Below are 19,124 nucleotides of genomic sequence, written 5' to 3'. Positions count from 1 at the left end.
GTAAATATGTCAATTATGCGAATTATGTCATTCTGTGAATTTTATCTTTTGAAGAATAAAATATAAGTACACGTTTTTATGAACTAGGCTAAAACAAAATCCAATTGTTTAGCAGCCAAATTAGCTTTAGTTACAATTATATTCACTTCGTCACCTAATTGATAAATCTTTCGGTGATTACGTCCAACAATGCAGTAATTCTCATCGTCAAACTCATAATAATCGTCTTCCAGCTCACGAATAGAAACCATTCCCTCACATTTATTATCGTTTAGCTCAACATAGAATCCCCATTCGGTCACACCAGAAATGGTTCCTTCAAATTCAGAACCCACATTATCGATCATAAATTCGACTTGCTTGTATTTGATTGAAGATCGCTCAGCCTGTGAAGCACGTAATTCCATATCGCTACAATGCTTACACTGCGATTCAATCGCATCTTGATTGGCAGATTTTCCATGATTCTCGTATTGATTTAACAAACGATGAACCATCATATCCGGATAACGACGAATAGGTGAAGTAAAGTGCGAATAATGATCAAAATGCAAACCGTAATGACCAACATTATTTGTTGTATACGCAGCTTTTGCCATCGATCGAATAGCCAATGTCTCAACCAAATTCTGGATTGCATTCCCTTTTACACTCTGTAAAAGTTCATTCATCGATTTTGAAATAGCTGATGGAGAGGCTGTCTTAATACCAAAACCAAACTTATGAATAAAGTTGTTAAAAGTTTCTAGCTTTTGTGTGTTAGGCTGATCGTGCGTTCTGTAAACAAAAGTTTTAGCTGTTTTACCTTTTGATACTCGACCAACAGATTCTGCAACCTTTTTATTTGCCAAAAGCATGAATTCCTCAATTAGCTTATTCGAATCTTTCGATTCTTTAAAGAACACGCTAAGTGGTTTTCCATTTTCATCGATATCGAATTTCACTTCATATCGATCAAAATCAATAGCTCCCTGCTTAAAACGCATCGCTCTAAATTTCTTCGCTAATTTATCTAGACATAGAATCTCTTCCTTGTAATCTCCCTCTTCGGTTTCAATTACTTCTTGAGCTTCCTCATAAGAAAATCTACGATCAGAATTAATAATAGTTCTACCAATCCATGTGTTATGAATATCGGCACTTTCATCAATCTCGAAAACGGCTGAATAAGTCAATTTCTCCTCGTTAGGACGCAATGAACATAGTCCATTTGATAAACGCTCAGGTAACATAGGTACAACGCGATCGACCAAGTAAACTGATGTTGCACGTTCGCAGGCTTCTTTCTCAATAATACTACCTGGGCGCACATAGTGTGTCACATCGGCAATATGAACACCAACTTCCCAATTCCCATTCTCAAGTTTTCGAAGCGATAAAGCATCGTCAAAATCTTTCGCATCAGCTGGGTCAATCGTAAATGTTGGAACATCTCTAAAGTCACGTCGTTTTGCAATTTCCTCTTTTGTGATTTCTTCCGAGATTTCCTCGGCAGCTTCATTCACATGTTCTGGAAATTTAAATGGCAAATCGAACTCTGCAAGAATTGCATGCATCTCGGTATCGTTATCACCCGATTTCCCAAGTACATCTGTAATTCTTCCAATCGGATTTTTCGCTTTCTTAGGCCACTCTGTAATTTGTGCGATAGCCTTGTCTCCACCTTTAGCACCATTCAGTTGTGCTAATGGAATAAAGATATCGTGGGGCATATTTCTTCCCATAGGAACTAAGAATGCGAAGTTTTTTGAGATCTGAATAACACCAACAAAGCTGGTCTTCTTTCTTTTTATAATCTCAACAATTTCGCCCTCTGGCTGCTTGCTTTTTTTACGAGCAAACAAAAATACTTTAACCTGATCGCCATGCAAGGCTCTATTTACGTTAGCTGGGCTAACAAAAATATCTTCAGTTATTTCCTCAGAAACAATATAGGCAGCTCCACGCGAAGTCATATCAACAACGCCCTCAATAGTGCCCATTTTAGCTTTCAATTTGTACTTTCCTGTCGATATTTCGCTAAGCTGATCTAAAGCCACCAAATCGTATAAAATCGATACGATTAGTCGTTTAATGCCCATGTCTTTAATTTCAAGAGCAGAAGCAATTTGTTTATAATTTAATGTCTTAGATGGAGATTTTGCAAAAACTTCCATCACCTGCTCCATCAAACTTTGCTTATTATATCGAGATTCTGCTTTTTTTCTTTTTCCTACCATAATTGTAAATATACTTAAACCACCATGATTTAAGAGTGTTAGTACAAAAGTAGTTAAATAGATTAAGTATGTGTTTATTTTGCTTTATACTTGCGTTAATTCTTTACTATCATAATTGATGTGAGTTCTTATTTTACATACAAGATTATTTTTATATTTGTCATGAATCGAGTGTAAAGCTGAATTAATCCATTACACTCAGTTTAAGAATAATTACGCCTTAATTATAACTTACTCCTTTATGAAACGATTTCACTCATTTCTTCTTCTATTATTAAGCCTGATTGTATTTACACAATGCAATGATAAGAAACCTTCAAAGCCCGCTAAAGTTGATCCTGCATTTTCGGCTCATATAGTTGGATATACGAATGGTATCGTTGAGAAAGACATCAGTATTCGAATAATTCTAAGAGATGCAATGACCGAGGATGTTGAGGATACTAAAGTTGAAGGAGATTTGTTTTCATTTTCGCCATCTATAAAGGGAGAAGCATGGTGGCTCGACCGAAAAACAATTGAATTCAGACCATCAAAACATTTAAAATCAGGGCAAGATTATAAATTCAAATTTAAACTTGGTAGGCTTCTGACTGTTTCCGAAAAACTTCAGGTTTTCAAATCAACTTTTAAAATAAAAAACCAAAGCATAACAGTAAGTTTCGATGGCATGAGTGCCTACGGAAACTCAAATCTGGAAGTTCAAAAGCAGGAAGGGAAAATACTAACAGCTGATATAGCTAAGGAATCTGAAGTGGAATCAGTCTTATCAGCTACACAAAATGGATCTAAACTTAAAATTGTTTGGGAGCATGATGCAAAAGGAACAGTGCATCGATTTACGATAGATAGCTTGAAAAGAGGTGAAAAAAGATCAGAAGTCGTTTGTCAATGGAATGGTTCAAGTCTTGGAGTGAAAGATAAGGGTGAGAAAACAATTGAAATTCCACCACTAGGAAATTTTAAAGTGAGCTCAAGTCATGTCTACCAAACACCCAAACAAAGTGTTCTATTATTCTTCTCAGATCCTTTAGATACAGATCAAGATTTAGAAGGTTTGATACGATTAAAATCGGGTAAAAGTATTCGATTAGAAGTTGATAAGAATACCGTTACAATATATCCGCGAAAGCGATTAATTGGTAAAAGCGAAGTAATCGTAGAAACAGGTGTAAGAAATTCCAGTGGTTATCAATTGGAAAAGGAATATCGCACGGAGGTCAATTTTACAAGTATTAAACCTAATGTCGAGCTTATTGGCGATGGCGTAATCATTCCAAATTCTAATGGTTTAATCTTTCCATTTAAGGCTGTGAATTTAAGCGGTGTGAATGTTAAAATCGTAAAAATATTCGAAAATAATATTCCTTATTTTCTTCAAAAAAATCAATTTTCTGGTGACAGAGAAATGAAACGTTGGGGTAGAATTGTATACAAAAAAGCTGTGCCCCTAGTGTCCGAAAAGAATATCGATTACTCTAAATGGAATACTTTTTCTTTAGATTTATCAGAGATGATAGCGACTGAACCTGGAGCCATTTATCGCGTTCATATCAGTTTTGATATGTCTCAATCTCTTTATCCATGTTCTGATTCTGAAAAAAATAAAGAGGATAAAGATCTATTTGCAGAAGATCCTGAGCTAAAATCATATGATAGTCCAGCAGGATATTATAATGATTATTACGACTATCGTGACGGCTATAAATATTCAGATCGAGATAACCCTTGTAAAGAATCATATTACCTAAGAAACAGACATGCTGTTGTGCGAAATGTCTTGGCTTCGAATTTGGGTATCATAGCAAAAGGTGGCGATGGTGGAAAACTTTGGGTTGCTGTTACAGATATCGTGTCAACAGATAAGCTATGTGATGTTGATATCGAAATTTACAATTACCAAAATCAACTCATTACCAAAGGCAAAACAAATGCCGAAGGTTTATACGAAGTTAACTCAGATAAAAAACCTTTCTTATTAATTGCGCGTAAAGACAATCAGCTTGGCTATTTGAGACTCGATGATGGTTCGGCCTTATCCTTAAGCATGTTTAATGTTTCGGGTGGTAAAACACCTAATGGGGTTAAAGGTTTCATTTATGGAGAACGAGGTGTTTGGCGTCCGGGAGATTCTTTATTTGTGTCTTTTGTATTGGAAGATAAAAATCAATTCTTACCAAAAGATCATCCTGTTGTATTCGATTTATATTCACCAGATAATCAACTTTTCCAGCGCAAGGTAAAAACAAGCTCAGTAAATGGGTTTTACGATTTTAGAACGGCTACTGATTCCGATTCTCCAACAGGAAATTGGTTGGCTAAAGTTAAAGTAGGAGGTGCTAGTTTCACCAAAACAATTAAGATAGAAACAGTTAAACCTAATCGTCTGAAAATTAAGCTTGAATTTTCTGATAAAATTTTACGAGCTAAAAAATCAAATGCTGGTGATTTACAGGTTAACTGGCTACATGGTGCTGTGGCAAACAACTTGAAAGTTGATGTTAATTTGAGCTTAGAGGCTCAGAAAACACAATTCAAAGCTTATCAAGGCTATACTTTTGATGATGCTTCAAAGAAATTTAACTCTCACGAACAAACAATTTTTGATGGGAATGTTAACGCTGATGGGAATACGAAATTAAAGTTTAAAGTTAATATCAAGCGGAATGCGCCAGGTATGCTAAAAGCAAAATTCAAAACCCGTGCGTTTGAAAAAGGTGGTGATTTTAGTACAGATATTTATAGCATGCCTTACTCCCCTTTCGCGAGTTATGTTGGTTTTAAAATCCCAAAAGGAAAAGGGTGGAACAATGCTCTATATTCTAATGAAAGCAACCTGATTCCTATCGTAACAGTTGATGAATTCGGAGTTTCTGTTAGTAAAAAAGATATCAAAATTGAAGTTTTCGAAATTAAATGGAGATGGTGGTGGGATAATAGTGCTAATGATGAACTGTCGCGCTATGTGAGAAATCAAAGCAGTAATTTGATTCACACAGGGCATATCAGCACTAAGAATGGAGAGGCCATGTACGAAATGAATATAGGAACTGAATCTTGGGGACGTAAATTCATTCGCATTACCGATGTAGAAAGTGGTCATTCTTCTGGAAAAGCTTTTTATACAAGTTATAAAGGCTGGTGGAATCAATCTTCTAGCAATACACCTGGTGGCGCTGAAATGCTAAGTTTTAGTACCGATAAAAAGAAATATAAGGTTGGCGATCAGGTTAAGGTGCAATTACCGACCAAATCGAAAGGGAAAGTTTTGGTGAGTATTGAATCGGGAGATAAGGTTGAGAAGCTATTCTGGGTAGAAACATCTGAAGAAAACAACAGCTTTACTTTTGAAGCTACCGAAGCCATGTCGCCTAACGTGTATATTCATGTATCCTATATACAGCCCTACAAACAGGTTGATAATGATTTACCAATTCGATTGTATGGCGTAGAATTGATCAGTGTTGAAGATCCTCAAACGCATCTGAATCCAATAATTGAAATGGCAGATGAGTTGCGTCCCGAAGAAAAATTTAAAGTGACAGTGAAAGAAGCCGCAGGGAAAAAGATGACCTACACTTTAGCGATTGTTGATGAAGGTTTATTGGACTTAACTCGATTTAACACACCTAATGCTTGGTCACACTTTTATACCAAAGAAGCTCTTGGTGTTAAGACTTGGGATATGTACAAGTATGTATTGGGAGCCTACTCTGGCGAGATGTCTGGATTATTAGCTCTAGGTGGAGATGAAGATCTAGTAAATAAAGGAGGAAAAAAAGCAAACCGCTTTAAGCCCGTTGTAAAATTTATTGGCCCTATAGAATTGGAGTCAGGATCGAACACGCATGAGTTTACGATGCCTAATTATATTGGCTCGGTAAAAGTGATGTTGGTTGCTGGAGATAATGGAGCCTATGGAAAAACTCAGAAGGTTTGTCCTGTGAAAAAGCCATTAATGGTATTGGGTACACTGCCTCGTGTTGTTGGCCCTGCCGAAAGCTTGAGGTTACCGGTTACCATTTTTACAATGAAGGATGATATCAAAAATGTAAAAGTTAGCCTAGAAACAAATGACTTGTTTAAAGTAAAAGGTAATAAATCGCAGAATTTGACCTTCGAAAAGCAAGGCGAACAAATGTTGTACTTCGATTTACAATTGAGTGAAAACATCGGTATCGGGAAAGTGAAAATTATTGCAACAAGCGGTAACGAACGTGCTGAATATGCGGTCGAATTAGATGTTCGCTTGCCTAATCCTTCCATCCACAAAGTGATTGAATATGCCATTGAACCGGGCAAAACATGGACTGAGAATTTTAAAGCCATTGGTGTTGAAGGTACCAACAAAAGCATACTAGAGCTTTCACGTATTCCGGCTATTAATCTGGGACAACGACTTGAATATTTAATTCGATATCCACACGGATGTATAGAGCAAACCACATCATCGGTATTTCCTCAATTACATTTGGCTAAACTGATGGATATCAGCAAAGAGGATAAGCAAAAGATTGAAGACAATATCCGCGAAGGCATAAAGCGTTTAAAGAAATTCCAAGTAACTGGTGGAGGTATGACGTATTGGCCAGATTCATACAATAATCATCCCAGTGATTGGGGGACAAGTTATGCGGGGCATTTTATGTTAGAAGCCAAAGCGCAAGGTTACCAATTGCCAGTAGGATTTTTGGGTAAATGGATTTCATTCCAATCTAAACGAGCCAACGACTGGACTTCGAATAGTCGCAAGCATTACTATTACCGTAGCGACCAATTAATACAAGCTTACCGACTATACACTTTAGCTTTAGCTGGGAAACCTGCACTTGGAGCCATGAATAGAATGCGAGAAATGAATAATTTATCGACCGTATCGCGATGGAGATTGGCAGCAGCCTATCAGTTAGCCGGACGCGAAAGTGTGGCTAAAGCGATTATCTCAAATCTAGATATCAGCGTAAGGGATTACAAAGAGATGTCGTATTCTTATGGAAGTTCGGAGCGCGATCAGGCCATGATTTTAGAGACCCTTGTATTAATGAACGACAAATTAAAAGCGAAGACTGTTCTTGACGATTTGGCTGATAAGTTATCTTCAGATAAGTGGATGAGTACCCAAACAACAGCCTATTCTCTTTTGGCAATTTCTAAATTTGTTGGTGTAGGTACCGATAAAGTTGATTTAAAATATGAATTCATAGTCGATAACAAGAACGCTAAATCAATCAATACAAGATCGCCTATTTCACAAAAAGAATTAAGTATAGATGCTATTAACTCACATCAGATAAAGGTGACAAACACAAGCGATCAAATTCTATTTGCGAAGTTGCAGTTAGAAGGTATTCCTTTGCTTGGCGACTCTACATCTTCGTCGCATCATTTAAACATGAAGGTGAACTATTATACGCTTGATGGCAAGAAACTAGATCCAAGTCGTTTGGTACAAGGAACCGATTTTGTAGCCGAAGTGAGCATATCGCATCCGGGTATTAAGGTGGATTATAAAGAAATGGCCTTGACTCAAATATTCCCTTCAGGATGGGAAATTCGCAACCTAAGATTGGAAGGTAACACAACAACCAAATCAGGCGATAAATCGCGCTATCAAGATATCAGAGACGATAGGGTTTATACTTATTTTGATATAGCTAAAAACAAAACTAAAAAGTATAAGGTGATTTTAAATGCAGCTTACCTTGGGCGATTCTACCTACCAACCGTGTATTGCGAGGCCATGTACGATAACGAAATAAACGCAAGCAAAGCAGGACATTGGGTCGAGGTGGTATCGCCTATGCCTGTTAAAGCAACAGCCGCTAGCCAGACGAAAAGTGATACGGTAAAAGTTGTGAAATAATAAGGGTCCTTTACACAGACGTTAGCGGTCAGCTTAGGGAGTAGTGGGTATGAAAGGAAGAAGAAATTGATATGAATAAGGAACAAGAAAAAAGAGCAGAGGAAATAATAAAATGCCTAAAATCGCATAATGGAAAAACCTCATTTGAAGTTATAAATAATGGATTTATAAATGAAACCATGAGTAACACCATTTCTATTTTGGAGTTCTTGGGAGAATTGGATTTGGTGGAAGATATGGGAAATAAGTTGTTCAGGTTAACGATAAAAGGCACTAAATTTAAGTCTTTCTCATCTCTTTCGTGGAGGATTAAATCTATTGCTGTTTGGAAGATAATAGCAGGTATGGGGGTAATACTAGGAATATTCCTTGGATGTTTACAGTTGTATGATTGGTTAGAAAAAAATAAACAAAAGCCTCGACACACAAAAGAGACAATAAAATCCGAAATATCAAATCAAAATAATAATCACACCAGTAAAGTAGACTCTTTAAAAATCGAACCGATAATCGAGTAGGAATCCGCTAGGCCATAAGTCTAGGAGATAATACTTCGACAACATAAACGAAGCGAACCTAATAAATGGGCTTGCTTAAAATATAAATTTATTCGGCTTGCTTATTGGGTATATTGATAAGATTACTCTTTGAAATCACTCACAAACCTAAGCAAGACTGTTATACACCATTAAAGAAAAGTGATAAATTCTAAACTTAGAGCATACAAGTATTTTAATAACCAATGGGAAAAAGTTTCTAGATGGGAATTAATAAAAATGTCTGATGTCGAGTATCGAAAATTTAAAGAATTACATTTTCCCTTATTTCTAACTAAATCAAAAGAAAGTCCAAAACTTACTTTTAATAATGGACAGAAAACTTTTAGATATTACCCAAATCAAGGAATAAATGAAAACCATACATCTAAAGGTTTAACTATTTCACATTTAATCGCACAAGAAGTTATTTCAGATATAAGAATCTTAAATCTAAAATTAAAAGATAAAAGAACTAAACCCTATCAAGACAAGGTATATAAAATTGAGGTTGACAATATTATAACGGAAAAGAAAATGGTATGTGGAGAAAATACATATTATGCTGACCTTTTAGTGTTATTCTCAAAACCAGCAAAATTATCTTTACAATGGAATGGATTTTTTAGTTTGGAAATATTTGTAACAAAAGATGTAGAAGGAAATAAGATTATAGATTACGAAAAAAAGAAAATTCCAGTAATTGAAATCGCGATTGGACCAAAATTAAAATTGAAAAAATCAGCGAGTGACGTTTCAGAAAAAGAAGAAGATAACTTACGTGATTTTATGAATGTCGTTTTCAGAAAGCAAATATTTGGAAATATTTTAGTATCACCAACTTCAGATAAATACAAAGAAAATGAAATTATAATCAAGCTCAATGATACTGAAAACAAAGTGATTGAACTAAAAAGCAACATTGTAAATAAAAATAACGAAATTGAAACCCTTGTGAATAGGAACAATCAACTTTATTCCAGTAACACAAATCTAAACAATACAATTCTATCAAAAAATGAACAGGTGAATTCTCTAAATAATGAAATTTCTGAATTAAAGAATAAATCACGTATGAATAGAATAATGGATGTATTCAAATAAAAATGATGTGCAAAAGAGTCGGCTATCGCTAGGTCATTTTCTCAGTGGAAAACATCCTGATATTCAAATGAGTACACTCATCGAGTAATCGATATGAAATTTCAGTAAAAATTAAATTAATTAATGAAACCCAAAGCGTTAAAGTCACTGATAAAACTTCCAAACCTCATTAAGTTTGGAAGTTTTGTTGTTTTATTAATTTGGTTCTGGTTTAGCTTGCCCCAACCGATTTTCAATACGCCTTATTCAAGTTTACTATTCGATCGAAACAATCATTTGCTGGCAGCTCAAATCGCTCCCGATGGCCAATGGAGATTCCCTGCAAGCGATAGTATTCCCTATAAATACGAGCAAGCACTCCTTCATTTCGAAGACCAGTATTTCTACTATCATCCTGGAGTTAACCCAATCTCGATTGGTAGAGCATTAGTTCAAAATATTTCGGAGAATCGTATAGTAAGTGGAGGTAGCACCATAACGCAACAACTTATTCGTATGAGCCGAGATAGCAAGCAAAGGAATTTGCATCAAAAATTGATCGAATTCGTTCTGTCAGTCAGATTGGAGTTATCCTATTCAAAAAAAGAAATTCTTAATCTATATGCATCACATGCTCCATTTGGAGGTAATGTTGTGGGTTTAGAAACGGCCTCTTGGCGATATTATGGGCGACCATCGAGTAAATTATCCTGGGGAGAAACAACAACCTTAGCTGTGCTTCCCAATTCACCATCTTTAATTTATCCTGGAAGAAACCATAGCATATTATTAGCAAAGCGAAATCGATTATTGGATAAGTTAGCTAAGAATGAGATTATCGATTCCTTAACTTGTGAGTTGGCTAAGGCTGAAGAATTGCCACAAAAACCCAAAGCTTTACCTCAATTAGCACCTCACCTATTAACGCGTGCCATAAATGATGGGCAACAAGGCAAATCGATTAAGACAAGTATAGATATCAATATTCAGAAATCCTGTAGTCGGATTATTGAGCAACATTACAGTCGCCTTAGAGAAAATCAAATTCAGAATGCCGCAGCATTAATTATTGACGTAAAATCAGGGAAAGTACTTTCCTATGTTGGCAACACACCAGGCAAAGATGTCAATTCGGGTCATCAAGTCGATTTAATCTCTTGCAATCGCAGCTCAGGAAGTATTCTCAAGCCACTTCTTTATTCCTTAATGATTAAGGAATCGCAGCTTTTGCCACATACATTATTAGCAGATATTCCAACTCAAATATCGGGCTATGCACCAAAGAATTTTAACAAGAAACACGATGGCGCTGTAAAAGCTAGCAATGCACTGGCGAGATCCTTAAATATTCCTGCCGTTTTGATGCTTCAGAAATATGGAGTGGAAAAATTTAGGAATAAGCTTAGAGAATTGGGCTTCACAAGCATTAATCGATCAGCCGATAATTATGGTTTGAGTTTGATATTAGGAGGAGGAGAAGTGAGTTTATGGGAGCTTGGAAACGTCTATTCGAGCCTTAGTAGAATGTTACAATTCTATACGAATGGAAGTTCAGAATATTCAAGCGATTTGTATTTTCCTGCATCCTATAAATCATCATTTACCTATAAAATCAAGAACAAATCCTTCAATGATATGATGGGAGCTGCTCCCGTTTATCACACTTTCGAGGCTTTAAACGAAATGGATAGACCCATAGATGGTGTCAATTGGAGCCTGTATAATTCATCACGAAAAATTGCATGGAAAACAGGAACTAGTTTTGGTCATCGAGATGCATGGTCTGTTGGTATTACACCCGAATATGTAGTCGTTGTATGGGTCGGCAATGCTGATGGCGAGGGACGACCAGGCTTAACGGGTGGCGCAACTGCTGCACCCATCTTATTCGATATTTTTAAATCGCTACCAACTAGCACTTGGTTCGATAAGCCTTACGATGATATGTTGAAAGTAGTGGTCTGTAAAAAAAGCGGCTACAAGGCATCATTCAATTGCAGTGAAATAGACAGTTTAGATGTTGCAATTACTGGAGAACGAACAAGTACTTGTCCCTATTGTAAACGAATCAACTTAGACAAAACGGGTCAATATAGAGTTAATGCCGATTGTTACCGTGTTAGCGATATGATTCAGAAATCGTATATGATTTTACCTCCAGCAATGGAATGGTATTATCAAAGAAAAAACCCCTTATACCAATCTCGACCACCCTATTTAGAAACTTGCATGAGTCAGGATAATGAAAACATAGATATTATTTACCCTAAGAATAACACCCGCCTTTTTATTCCTAAGAATTTTGGAGGATTGCTCGAACGATCAATTTTCCAGGCAGCTCATAGTATTCCTCGAGCAACTATTTATTGGCATATCGATAATGAATATTTAGGCAGCACTAATAATGTACATCAAAAGGAAATATTTACCGGTTTAGGCAAACATATTCTCATATTAATAGATGACAAGGGTGAAGTTTTAACTCGAAAATTTGAGGTGTTAATAAGTGAAAAATAGTTAACTATCTATTCCGCACGACTATTATTGCTCATAATCAGGCTTCGAAGCCATAATTTTTTATAATTTTACAAACCCAAAAGAAATCAATTATTCTTTTGATTATTTTAAGCTGTATATCAACAAGTTTGAATTGCTGATATTTAAATACAATGACGATGGAAAATAATTTGCAAATTTACAATACACTCAGCCGAAAGAAAGAGCTGTTTACGCCTATTAACCCCGGACATGTTGGATTATATGTTTGCGGTCCTACTGTTTATGGTGATGCTCATTTAGGTCACTCTCGTCCAGCAATTACTTTCGATATATTATTCCGTTTTTTAAAGCATTCTGGTTACAAAGTGCGTTACGTTCGTAATATTACCGACGTAGGACACCTGGTTAACGATGCTGACGAAGGAGAAGATAAAATTGCACAGAAAGCCCGTTTAGAGGAATTGGAACCTATGGAAGTTGTTCAGTATTTTACTGATCGTTACCATACCAATATGAATGATCTAAATGTTCTAATGCCAAGTATTGAACCTCGTGCTTCTGGTCATATCATCGAACAAATTGAACTGATTGAAAAGTTATTCGAGAATGGTTTTGCCTACGAAAGTAATGGTTCGGTTTACTTCGATGTAGAAAAATATAGTAAAAAGCACGATTACGGTAAGCTTTCAGGTAGAAAAATTGAAGATTTAATTTCAAATACACGCGACTTAGAAGGACAGAGTGAAAAGAAAAATAGCTTTGACTTCGCACTTTGGAAGAAAGCGAATCCTGAGCATATCATGCGTTGGCCATCAAAATGGAGCGATGGTTTCCCAGGATGGCACCTTGAGTGTTCGGCTATGAGTCAAAAATATTTGGGTGCTGAATTCGATATTCATGGCGGTGGACTTGATCTACAATTCCCACATCACGAATGTGAAATTGCACAATCAACCGGTGCTCATGGTCACGAAGCAGTTCGTTATTGGATGCACAACAACATGATTACGATCAACGGTCAGAAAATGGGTAAATCATTGGGTAACTTTATTACTCTTGACCAACTATTTGCTGGTGATAACGATGTATTGGAACAAGCATATAGTCCTATGACTATTCGTTTCTTTATTTTACAAGCGCATTACCGTAGTCCTCTTGATTTCTCAAATGATGCGCTTAAGGCTGCAGAAAAAGGCTTTAATAGATTAATGGCAGCTGTAGCTACACTTGATAAAATTAAAGCTGGTGCAGAATCAACAGTCAATATTGTGGATATTAAGACAAAAGCTTATACTGCATTAAATGACGATATTAATACGCCAATTCTAATTGCTCATCTTTTCGATGGCGTGAAAATGATCAACTCATTAGCAGCTGGCAAAGAACAGATCACTGCTGATCAACTTGAATCACTTAAGAAACTTTATCAAGATTTAGTTTACGACGTATTGGGATTGAAAAATGAAAAAGAAGCTGATGGGGGAACCAATGAGATTCTAGATAAGCTTATTTCATTATTACTAACAACTCGAAACGAAGCCAAGCAAAATAAAGATTGGGCAACGGCCGATAAAATTCGTAACGAATTAAGTAGTTATGGTATTGCCATAAAAGATACTAAAGATGGTTCCGAATGGGAAATCATTAAATAATACAAAAGCTGCTCAATTAATATTGAGCAGCTTTTTTTTAATCAATTGTTAAATTAATATCATTAGTTTAACTTTGGTCATCGGAGTTTACCTCCATTTAATAAAAATTCATCTCGTTCATAAAATATGAAACTTCAATTCCTTATTATCTCTCTATGCCTTGTTTCACTTTCAGCTTGTAATGGAAACGGAACTCATAAAACAATTGCAAAATCTGAAAAAGAAACTCAGGAAACGGCTATAGAGTATATTCGTAGCTTAAAATTAAAGCAACCACAAAGAGCAAAAGTTTTTGCTCAAGGAGATACGATTGAGATTTCGATAAAGAAAAGAAAGAATTCAAAGGATATTGATTCTCTACAACTAATTGTTGATGGTAAATCTCATCAGACAATTTTCTCAAAACCCTGGACTTTTTCTCATATAGCAAATGAAAAAAAGATGGGGAAACACAATTTTCAAATCTTGGCTTTTCATGAAGACGGAAAAAGAGGAAATATCTCTTCATTCTACAATATCAAATCGAATATTGCACCTAAAGAATTGACCTATAAAATTGTTAATACTTTTCCTCATGATAAAAAATCCTACACACAAGGCTTATTTTTTCACGATGGTTATTTGTATGAAGGAACGGGTCAATATGGGGAATCAACTCTTCGAAAAGTTGAAATAAAAAATGGGGAAAGTATTTTTGACAGAAAATTAGAGCCGAAGTATTTTGGTGAAGGTATCACCTACTATAATGGGAATATTATCCAATTAACATGGAGAGCATCTAAGGCTTTTGTAATTGATGCCGAAGACTTTTCACAGAAGGATTTCTTCAGACCACCTACTGCAAATGGAGAAGGTTGGGGAATTACAACCATGAATAACAAACTCGTTATTTCTGATGGTAGCAACAAACTAACTCTAGTCGATCCGAAAAATTACAGTAAAATTGGTGATATCGAAGTTTACGATGAAAAAGGGCAAGTGGATACTTTGAATGAATTAGAGTATATCAATGGTAAAATTTACGCCAACCTATGGCTAACTGATACAATTGTTATTATTGATCCTACTACCGGACGAGTAGAAAGCAATATTAACTTGGAAAATCTTCTTACTCCAGCTGAAAAAAGAAAATTAACTGAAGGTGATGATGTACTAAATGGTATTGCTTACGATTCAATTAACAATCGCCTATTTGTAACTGGTAAACGTTGGTCTAAACTTCTTGAAATAAAGATTGATTAAATCATTTATCTAATCAATTTTCACTTTTCCTGATCGTCTCTTAAAATGAGAATTCCGTGTTGATCTTAGGCCTTCGTACGATTGAAGAAGGCCTTTAACACTCCCTATTAAAACTTTTGCTTCTACCATAATTGGAACTCGGTTCCTATCATTACTCACCCAAATGGTCATATCTTCTCCACCTTGGAAAAGATGACCTTTTACAAGCATTGGAGAAAACTTTAAACACTCGTAAACTTCACCGCTCTTAAGTTTCACATTTTCTATTCCCTTATATCTGATATATAGATTATGAACCTCATTATCAATCAGCATACGAAGCGGGATTTTTTCTTTCTTTTTATACTTTGAAAAATCCAGGTTACGAGTGTAATAAGCAACCGATACAATATCAGAGCTTATATGTTTATTCTCAAGCGTATCTTTTCTTTCAGGTTTTTGTCTTTTTCTTATTTTCGAGTATATCTGATCCTTATTGTAATCGAACCAATATTCATGTCGAGCAATATAATCTCCTTCATGCGTTTTACGATCAAAATAAAAGGGTTTTAAACTCGTTGTATCCACATAACATGAAATCGTGTCACGCAGCTTGAAAAACCAATCAAAAGCCTTTAAACTTCTGCCTAAAGCTTCAATTTTATAAGCTGGTTTATCAGAATATGGTTCGTTCTTAACTTCAAGTTTCACTTCTCCTGCTGCAACCCATAAAAAGCCCCAGTTATAGTAGCCTCTAAAAGTCAATTTCTCTCCCGCCTGAAAGGCAAAATTCTCAATCCCAGATTTCTCCTGAGATTTTAATTGACCTATCGAACAAAATAATACGAGGATAAAAAGAATATATCTCAAATCAGTAAATTTAAAGATTAACCTTACCTATTTTTTTCTCAATCGCACTAACCTTAGACTTAAGGCGATTGTGCTTGTTTTTCTGAATATCAACAGTCATTGTTGAATATACACGATCAGAATGTGGCTCTAAAATGGCATATGCCCTATTCACAATATCTAATGCTTCAGGAAAAGTTTCCGTTTCTATAAGAGTCCCCATTGCCGTTAATTGATAATCGACTCCACTTTCGCGAATCATTTCAATAACTTGACTAACATATTGACTAACGCTATCACCTTTATCAGTTGGAAAAATAGCGAATTCTAAAAGTGCTGACATAATATTAGATATTTAGTGTTCGTGAGATATTACAACATTCTCTTCAACCTCCCAATTAGAACGTACCTTTATCTCCTTACGAAAGTAATGAACGGTCTCTGGCTGTAGGTTTAATTTATAGTTACCCGTATCCCATTTACCATTATCATTCCAATCTTCAATAATTTTAATGATATAGGTTTTAGGTTCAAGATAATCGAAAGTTATAAGTTGGTCAGAATATATCTTTTTGCTCTGAATAAGGGTTTCATTTTTATTATTCTCTATAATTTGCACCAATACCGGTTGATGAACATGATCAACTTGAAGAAGTATTTTACCATAGTATTCAAGCTCTTTCGTTTTAAATTTCTTTGTGAAAGCATCACTCTTTAAAGCAAAAATATTTTCAAAAGTAGCAGAATCAATATCTAAACGGTAACTGGTTTCAGATTCCCATTTCACATTCATGTGATAGGTACGTAATAAGGCCGAATCTTCCTCAAAATTGAATGGTACAGTAACTTCCAGAGTATCCACCATTTTTACAAGATGAATACTATCAAGTATAAAATCAAATAAAGGTTCATTAAACTCGAATTCTATTCCTTTATGAAGATCTTGTGAGGATTGAATATTCGATTTAAAGCCATAAACAGGCTTCTTAATTTTAGACTTTTCAGCTTGTTTCTTTGATTGCTTCGCTTTCTTTGGATCTTTAAAATTCAACTTTATAGTATCACTAAAGCTAACTAATTGATTTGTTGAATCAGTCTTTAGATAGTTCAGAACAGCTGTTAATGTATCTCTTTTATAAATATTAGAATCAACGACCCAATAAGACAAAGTATCAAGAGTACTATTACTCTCAATAAGAAAACTATTTGCATCATCTTCTAGTTCTAAAATATCAATTTTCAAATCCTCAGTTCGTTTGAAAGAAAATTCAAAATCCAGTTTTTCACGTCGAGAACGATCAAACTTAGTTAGATATAATAATGGATTTTCCTCCTCAAATAAATTGATTTGTAGATCAGCAGGACTAAAAGCTGTATAAGTTCTTAGTGCCGATGAATCTGGAGTAATACTATCCAATTGTTGAAAAGTATGAGCACTGGGAGTAAATAAGCTGTCCAAAAAGCCAATAACCTCACCTGGTCCATTATATTTATAATCGCGATTCCCATCAATTAGAGCGAATATTTTATAAGTTCCAGCTTTCATATTACTCAAATTAAAATGCCCTGCTGTGTCGGTTTGAGCAACGTAATCTGGAATCGTAGTCAAGGGGACAGAATCCTGATGATTAGAATAAGCATAAATCTGTACTTTCTCTAGAGGAAGGGTGGTAAAAGCATCTACAGCGTGACCTTGTATACTTAGAGAATCAAGTTCTTTTCCTGTAGAAAATACATACTGAAAATTATCCAATGGATTTCCTTCGTTAAAATCCGCAATACCATCAGCAAAATCAAGTGTATAAGTTGTGTTGGGTTTTAAGCTATCCCCCATGTCAACATAGATAGATTCACCACGTAAATTCACCGTAGGCTTTCTATCAAGAGGTGGAGACACAACGAATTTTTCGTTAATCTCTTTCAACTGCACAAATTCATTGAAATAGATATTCACCTTACCTCCCTCAACTTCAGTTGAAAAATTGGGTGGAGTTGTTTTTTCAACAACAGGAGATTCTTCGTCCTTAGGTCCACCAACTGGATATCCCATGTTTGCACATGAATAAATTAGGGAAGAAATAAACAACCCAACAAGAATTTTACTAGTAAATGCTTTCAATTCGATATGTTTTGATAATGATCTACAAAATTATAAAGATTAGAAACAAAAATAAGTTAATAAAGCTAAAATGCTTATGTCAAAGGTTTTTAATTTCGATTTATTAAGGAATTGATGTGTGAAATTACATTAAAGATGTCAAATTGGACAGATGTTGATTGGTTATATGAAGTAAACCTAATGCCGTGGGGAGTAGAAAATCATAATTACAATTAGTAGTGACTGATCAGTTAGTATTAATCTATAGAAAGTGAATGTAGAGTATCTTGACTTATCAGCGTCATCTGCGGGGAAATAAATAAGACATTGCTAAGTTTGGAATGAAAAAAGTCATACCATGACATTTACATCTTTATCAGTCGTCTTGGAAATTCTGTTTAGCGACCTTAAGATATTGCTATATCCAAGAAAGTATCAGCGGGAAGACAAATACTAGCCTAAGGAATATTCAAGATTTGAAGCTGACTTTTGCCCATTAGAAATTAGGGCAAGAAACAAGACGCTTAAATATTCGCATCGAACTATTATTCACTTGATTATATTCTGGAATTCTTCTATCGAAAGAATTTAACAAAAAGCTTAGAGCGGGCTTTGTCAGTCTGCCGTCAGGCGTGCTACAGTTTCAACTACATAGAGAAAACTAGGATCAGACTGACTTGATTTTTTGCTTACTTTTTTATCTAAGCAAAAAGTAAGAGCCCAGCGGCTCTAGCGAAAAATATCAGTTAATAATTAGGATAACAATAGATCTAAGATATTGCCTGACGATGGAGTCAAATTTATAAAGTCAGCATGGATATTCTGGATATCAAACTTAAAGTATTGTTACCAGGAGGGAAGTTTCTGCGAAAATCAGCCTAATCTGCGGGAAAATCATTGAATAATTAGCGATTAACGATGAGTAATTAGGGTAATCATAGACCAGATATCTCGCTTAGTGTTGGGGAAAACTTGATAAAGTCATCATGGATATTCGACTTAGCTTCTTAAGATATCACTATAAGGGAGGAAACATCTGCTATAATCAGCAGGAGGAACAATTCGTAATTCCTAAATCGTAATTGTTTCCAGAGTTTGAGGCAT

Annotated in this window: 10 protein-coding genes; 6 read left to right on the top strand and 4 right to left on the bottom strand. The window is 35.3% G+C overall.

Features of this window, described 5'->3' with window-relative positions; genetic code table 11:
- Nucleotides 1–83: 83 nt before the first annotated feature.
- Nucleotides 84–2,219 carry a ribonuclease R gene (rnr, locus tag ACXR6G_RS14035; RefSeq protein WP_458362069.1) on the bottom strand — a complete coding sequence of 712 codons (2,136 nt, stop codon included), beginning with the start codon at nucleotides 2,217–2,219 and terminating at the stop codon, nucleotides 84–86.
- A gap of 241 nt (nucleotides 2,220–2,460) precedes the next feature.
- Between rnr and ACXR6G_RS14030 the strand changes: the two genes are divergently transcribed.
- From ACXR6G_RS14030 to ACXR6G_RS14005, 6 genes are all read left to right on the top strand, one after another.
- Nucleotides 2,461–8,082: an alpha-2-macroglobulin family protein gene (locus tag ACXR6G_RS14030; protein WP_458362068.1), complete on the top strand. Its 5,622-nt coding sequence runs from the start codon at nucleotides 2,461–2,463 to the stop codon at nucleotides 8,080–8,082.
- 71 nt (nucleotides 8,083–8,153) lie between these two features.
- The gene (locus ACXR6G_RS14025; RefSeq protein WP_458362067.1) at nucleotides 8,154–8,600 is read left to right on the top strand and encodes a hypothetical protein; all 447 of its coding nucleotides are present in this window, start codon (nucleotides 8,154–8,156) and stop codon (nucleotides 8,598–8,600) included.
- 180 nt (nucleotides 8,601–8,780) lie between these two features.
- A complete protein-coding gene (locus ACXR6G_RS14020; protein WP_458362066.1) occupies nucleotides 8,781–9,722 on the top strand; it encodes a hypothetical protein in 942 nt (313 codons plus the stop codon).
- A 123-nt stretch (nucleotides 9,723–9,845) separates the two neighbouring features.
- Complete coding sequence (gene pbpC / locus ACXR6G_RS14015; protein WP_458362065.1) at nucleotides 9,846–12,218, top strand: penicillin-binding protein 1C; 2,373 nt, start codon at nucleotides 9,846–9,848, stop codon at nucleotides 12,216–12,218.
- Between the two features lie 158 nt (nucleotides 12,219–12,376).
- Nucleotides 12,377–13,852 carry a cysteine--tRNA ligase gene (gene cysS, locus ACXR6G_RS14010; RefSeq protein ID WP_458362064.1) on the top strand — a complete coding sequence of 492 codons (1,476 nt, stop codon included), beginning with the start codon at nucleotides 12,377–12,379 and terminating at the stop codon, nucleotides 13,850–13,852.
- A 126-nt stretch (nucleotides 13,853–13,978) separates the two neighbouring features.
- On the top strand, nucleotides 13,979–15,094 hold the full coding sequence (locus tag ACXR6G_RS14005) for a glutaminyl-peptide cyclotransferase (protein ID WP_458362063.1): 1,116 nt from the start codon (nucleotides 13,979–13,981) through the stop codon (nucleotides 15,092–15,094).
- A 9-nt stretch (nucleotides 15,095–15,103) separates the two neighbouring features.
- On the opposite strand, the gene ACXR6G_RS14000 is transcribed toward ACXR6G_RS14005, so the two are convergent.
- From ACXR6G_RS14000 to ACXR6G_RS13990, 3 genes are read right to left on the bottom strand one after another with little or no spacing between them, the layout of a single operon-like run.
- On the bottom strand, nucleotides 15,104–15,943 hold the full coding sequence (locus ACXR6G_RS14000; RefSeq protein ID WP_458362062.1) for a DUF3108 domain-containing protein: 840 nt from the start codon (nucleotides 15,941–15,943) through the stop codon (nucleotides 15,104–15,106).
- A 10-nt stretch (nucleotides 15,944–15,953) separates the two neighbouring features.
- Complete coding sequence (locus ACXR6G_RS13995; RefSeq protein WP_458362061.1) at nucleotides 15,954–16,265, bottom strand: MTH1187 family thiamine-binding protein; 312 nt, start codon at nucleotides 16,263–16,265, stop codon at nucleotides 15,954–15,956.
- Nucleotides 16,266–16,277: 12 nt separating this feature from the next.
- Nucleotides 16,278–18,041: an Ig-like domain-containing domain gene (locus ACXR6G_RS13990; RefSeq protein ID WP_458362060.1), complete on the bottom strand. Its 1,764-nt coding sequence runs from the start codon at nucleotides 18,039–18,041 to the stop codon at nucleotides 16,278–16,280.
- Between the last annotated feature and the right edge of the window lie 1,083 nt (nucleotides 18,042–19,124).

This window comes from Ancylomarina sp. YFZ004 (genome assembly GCF_054254355.1).
This window is presented reverse-complemented; position numbering and strand designations above follow the sequence as displayed.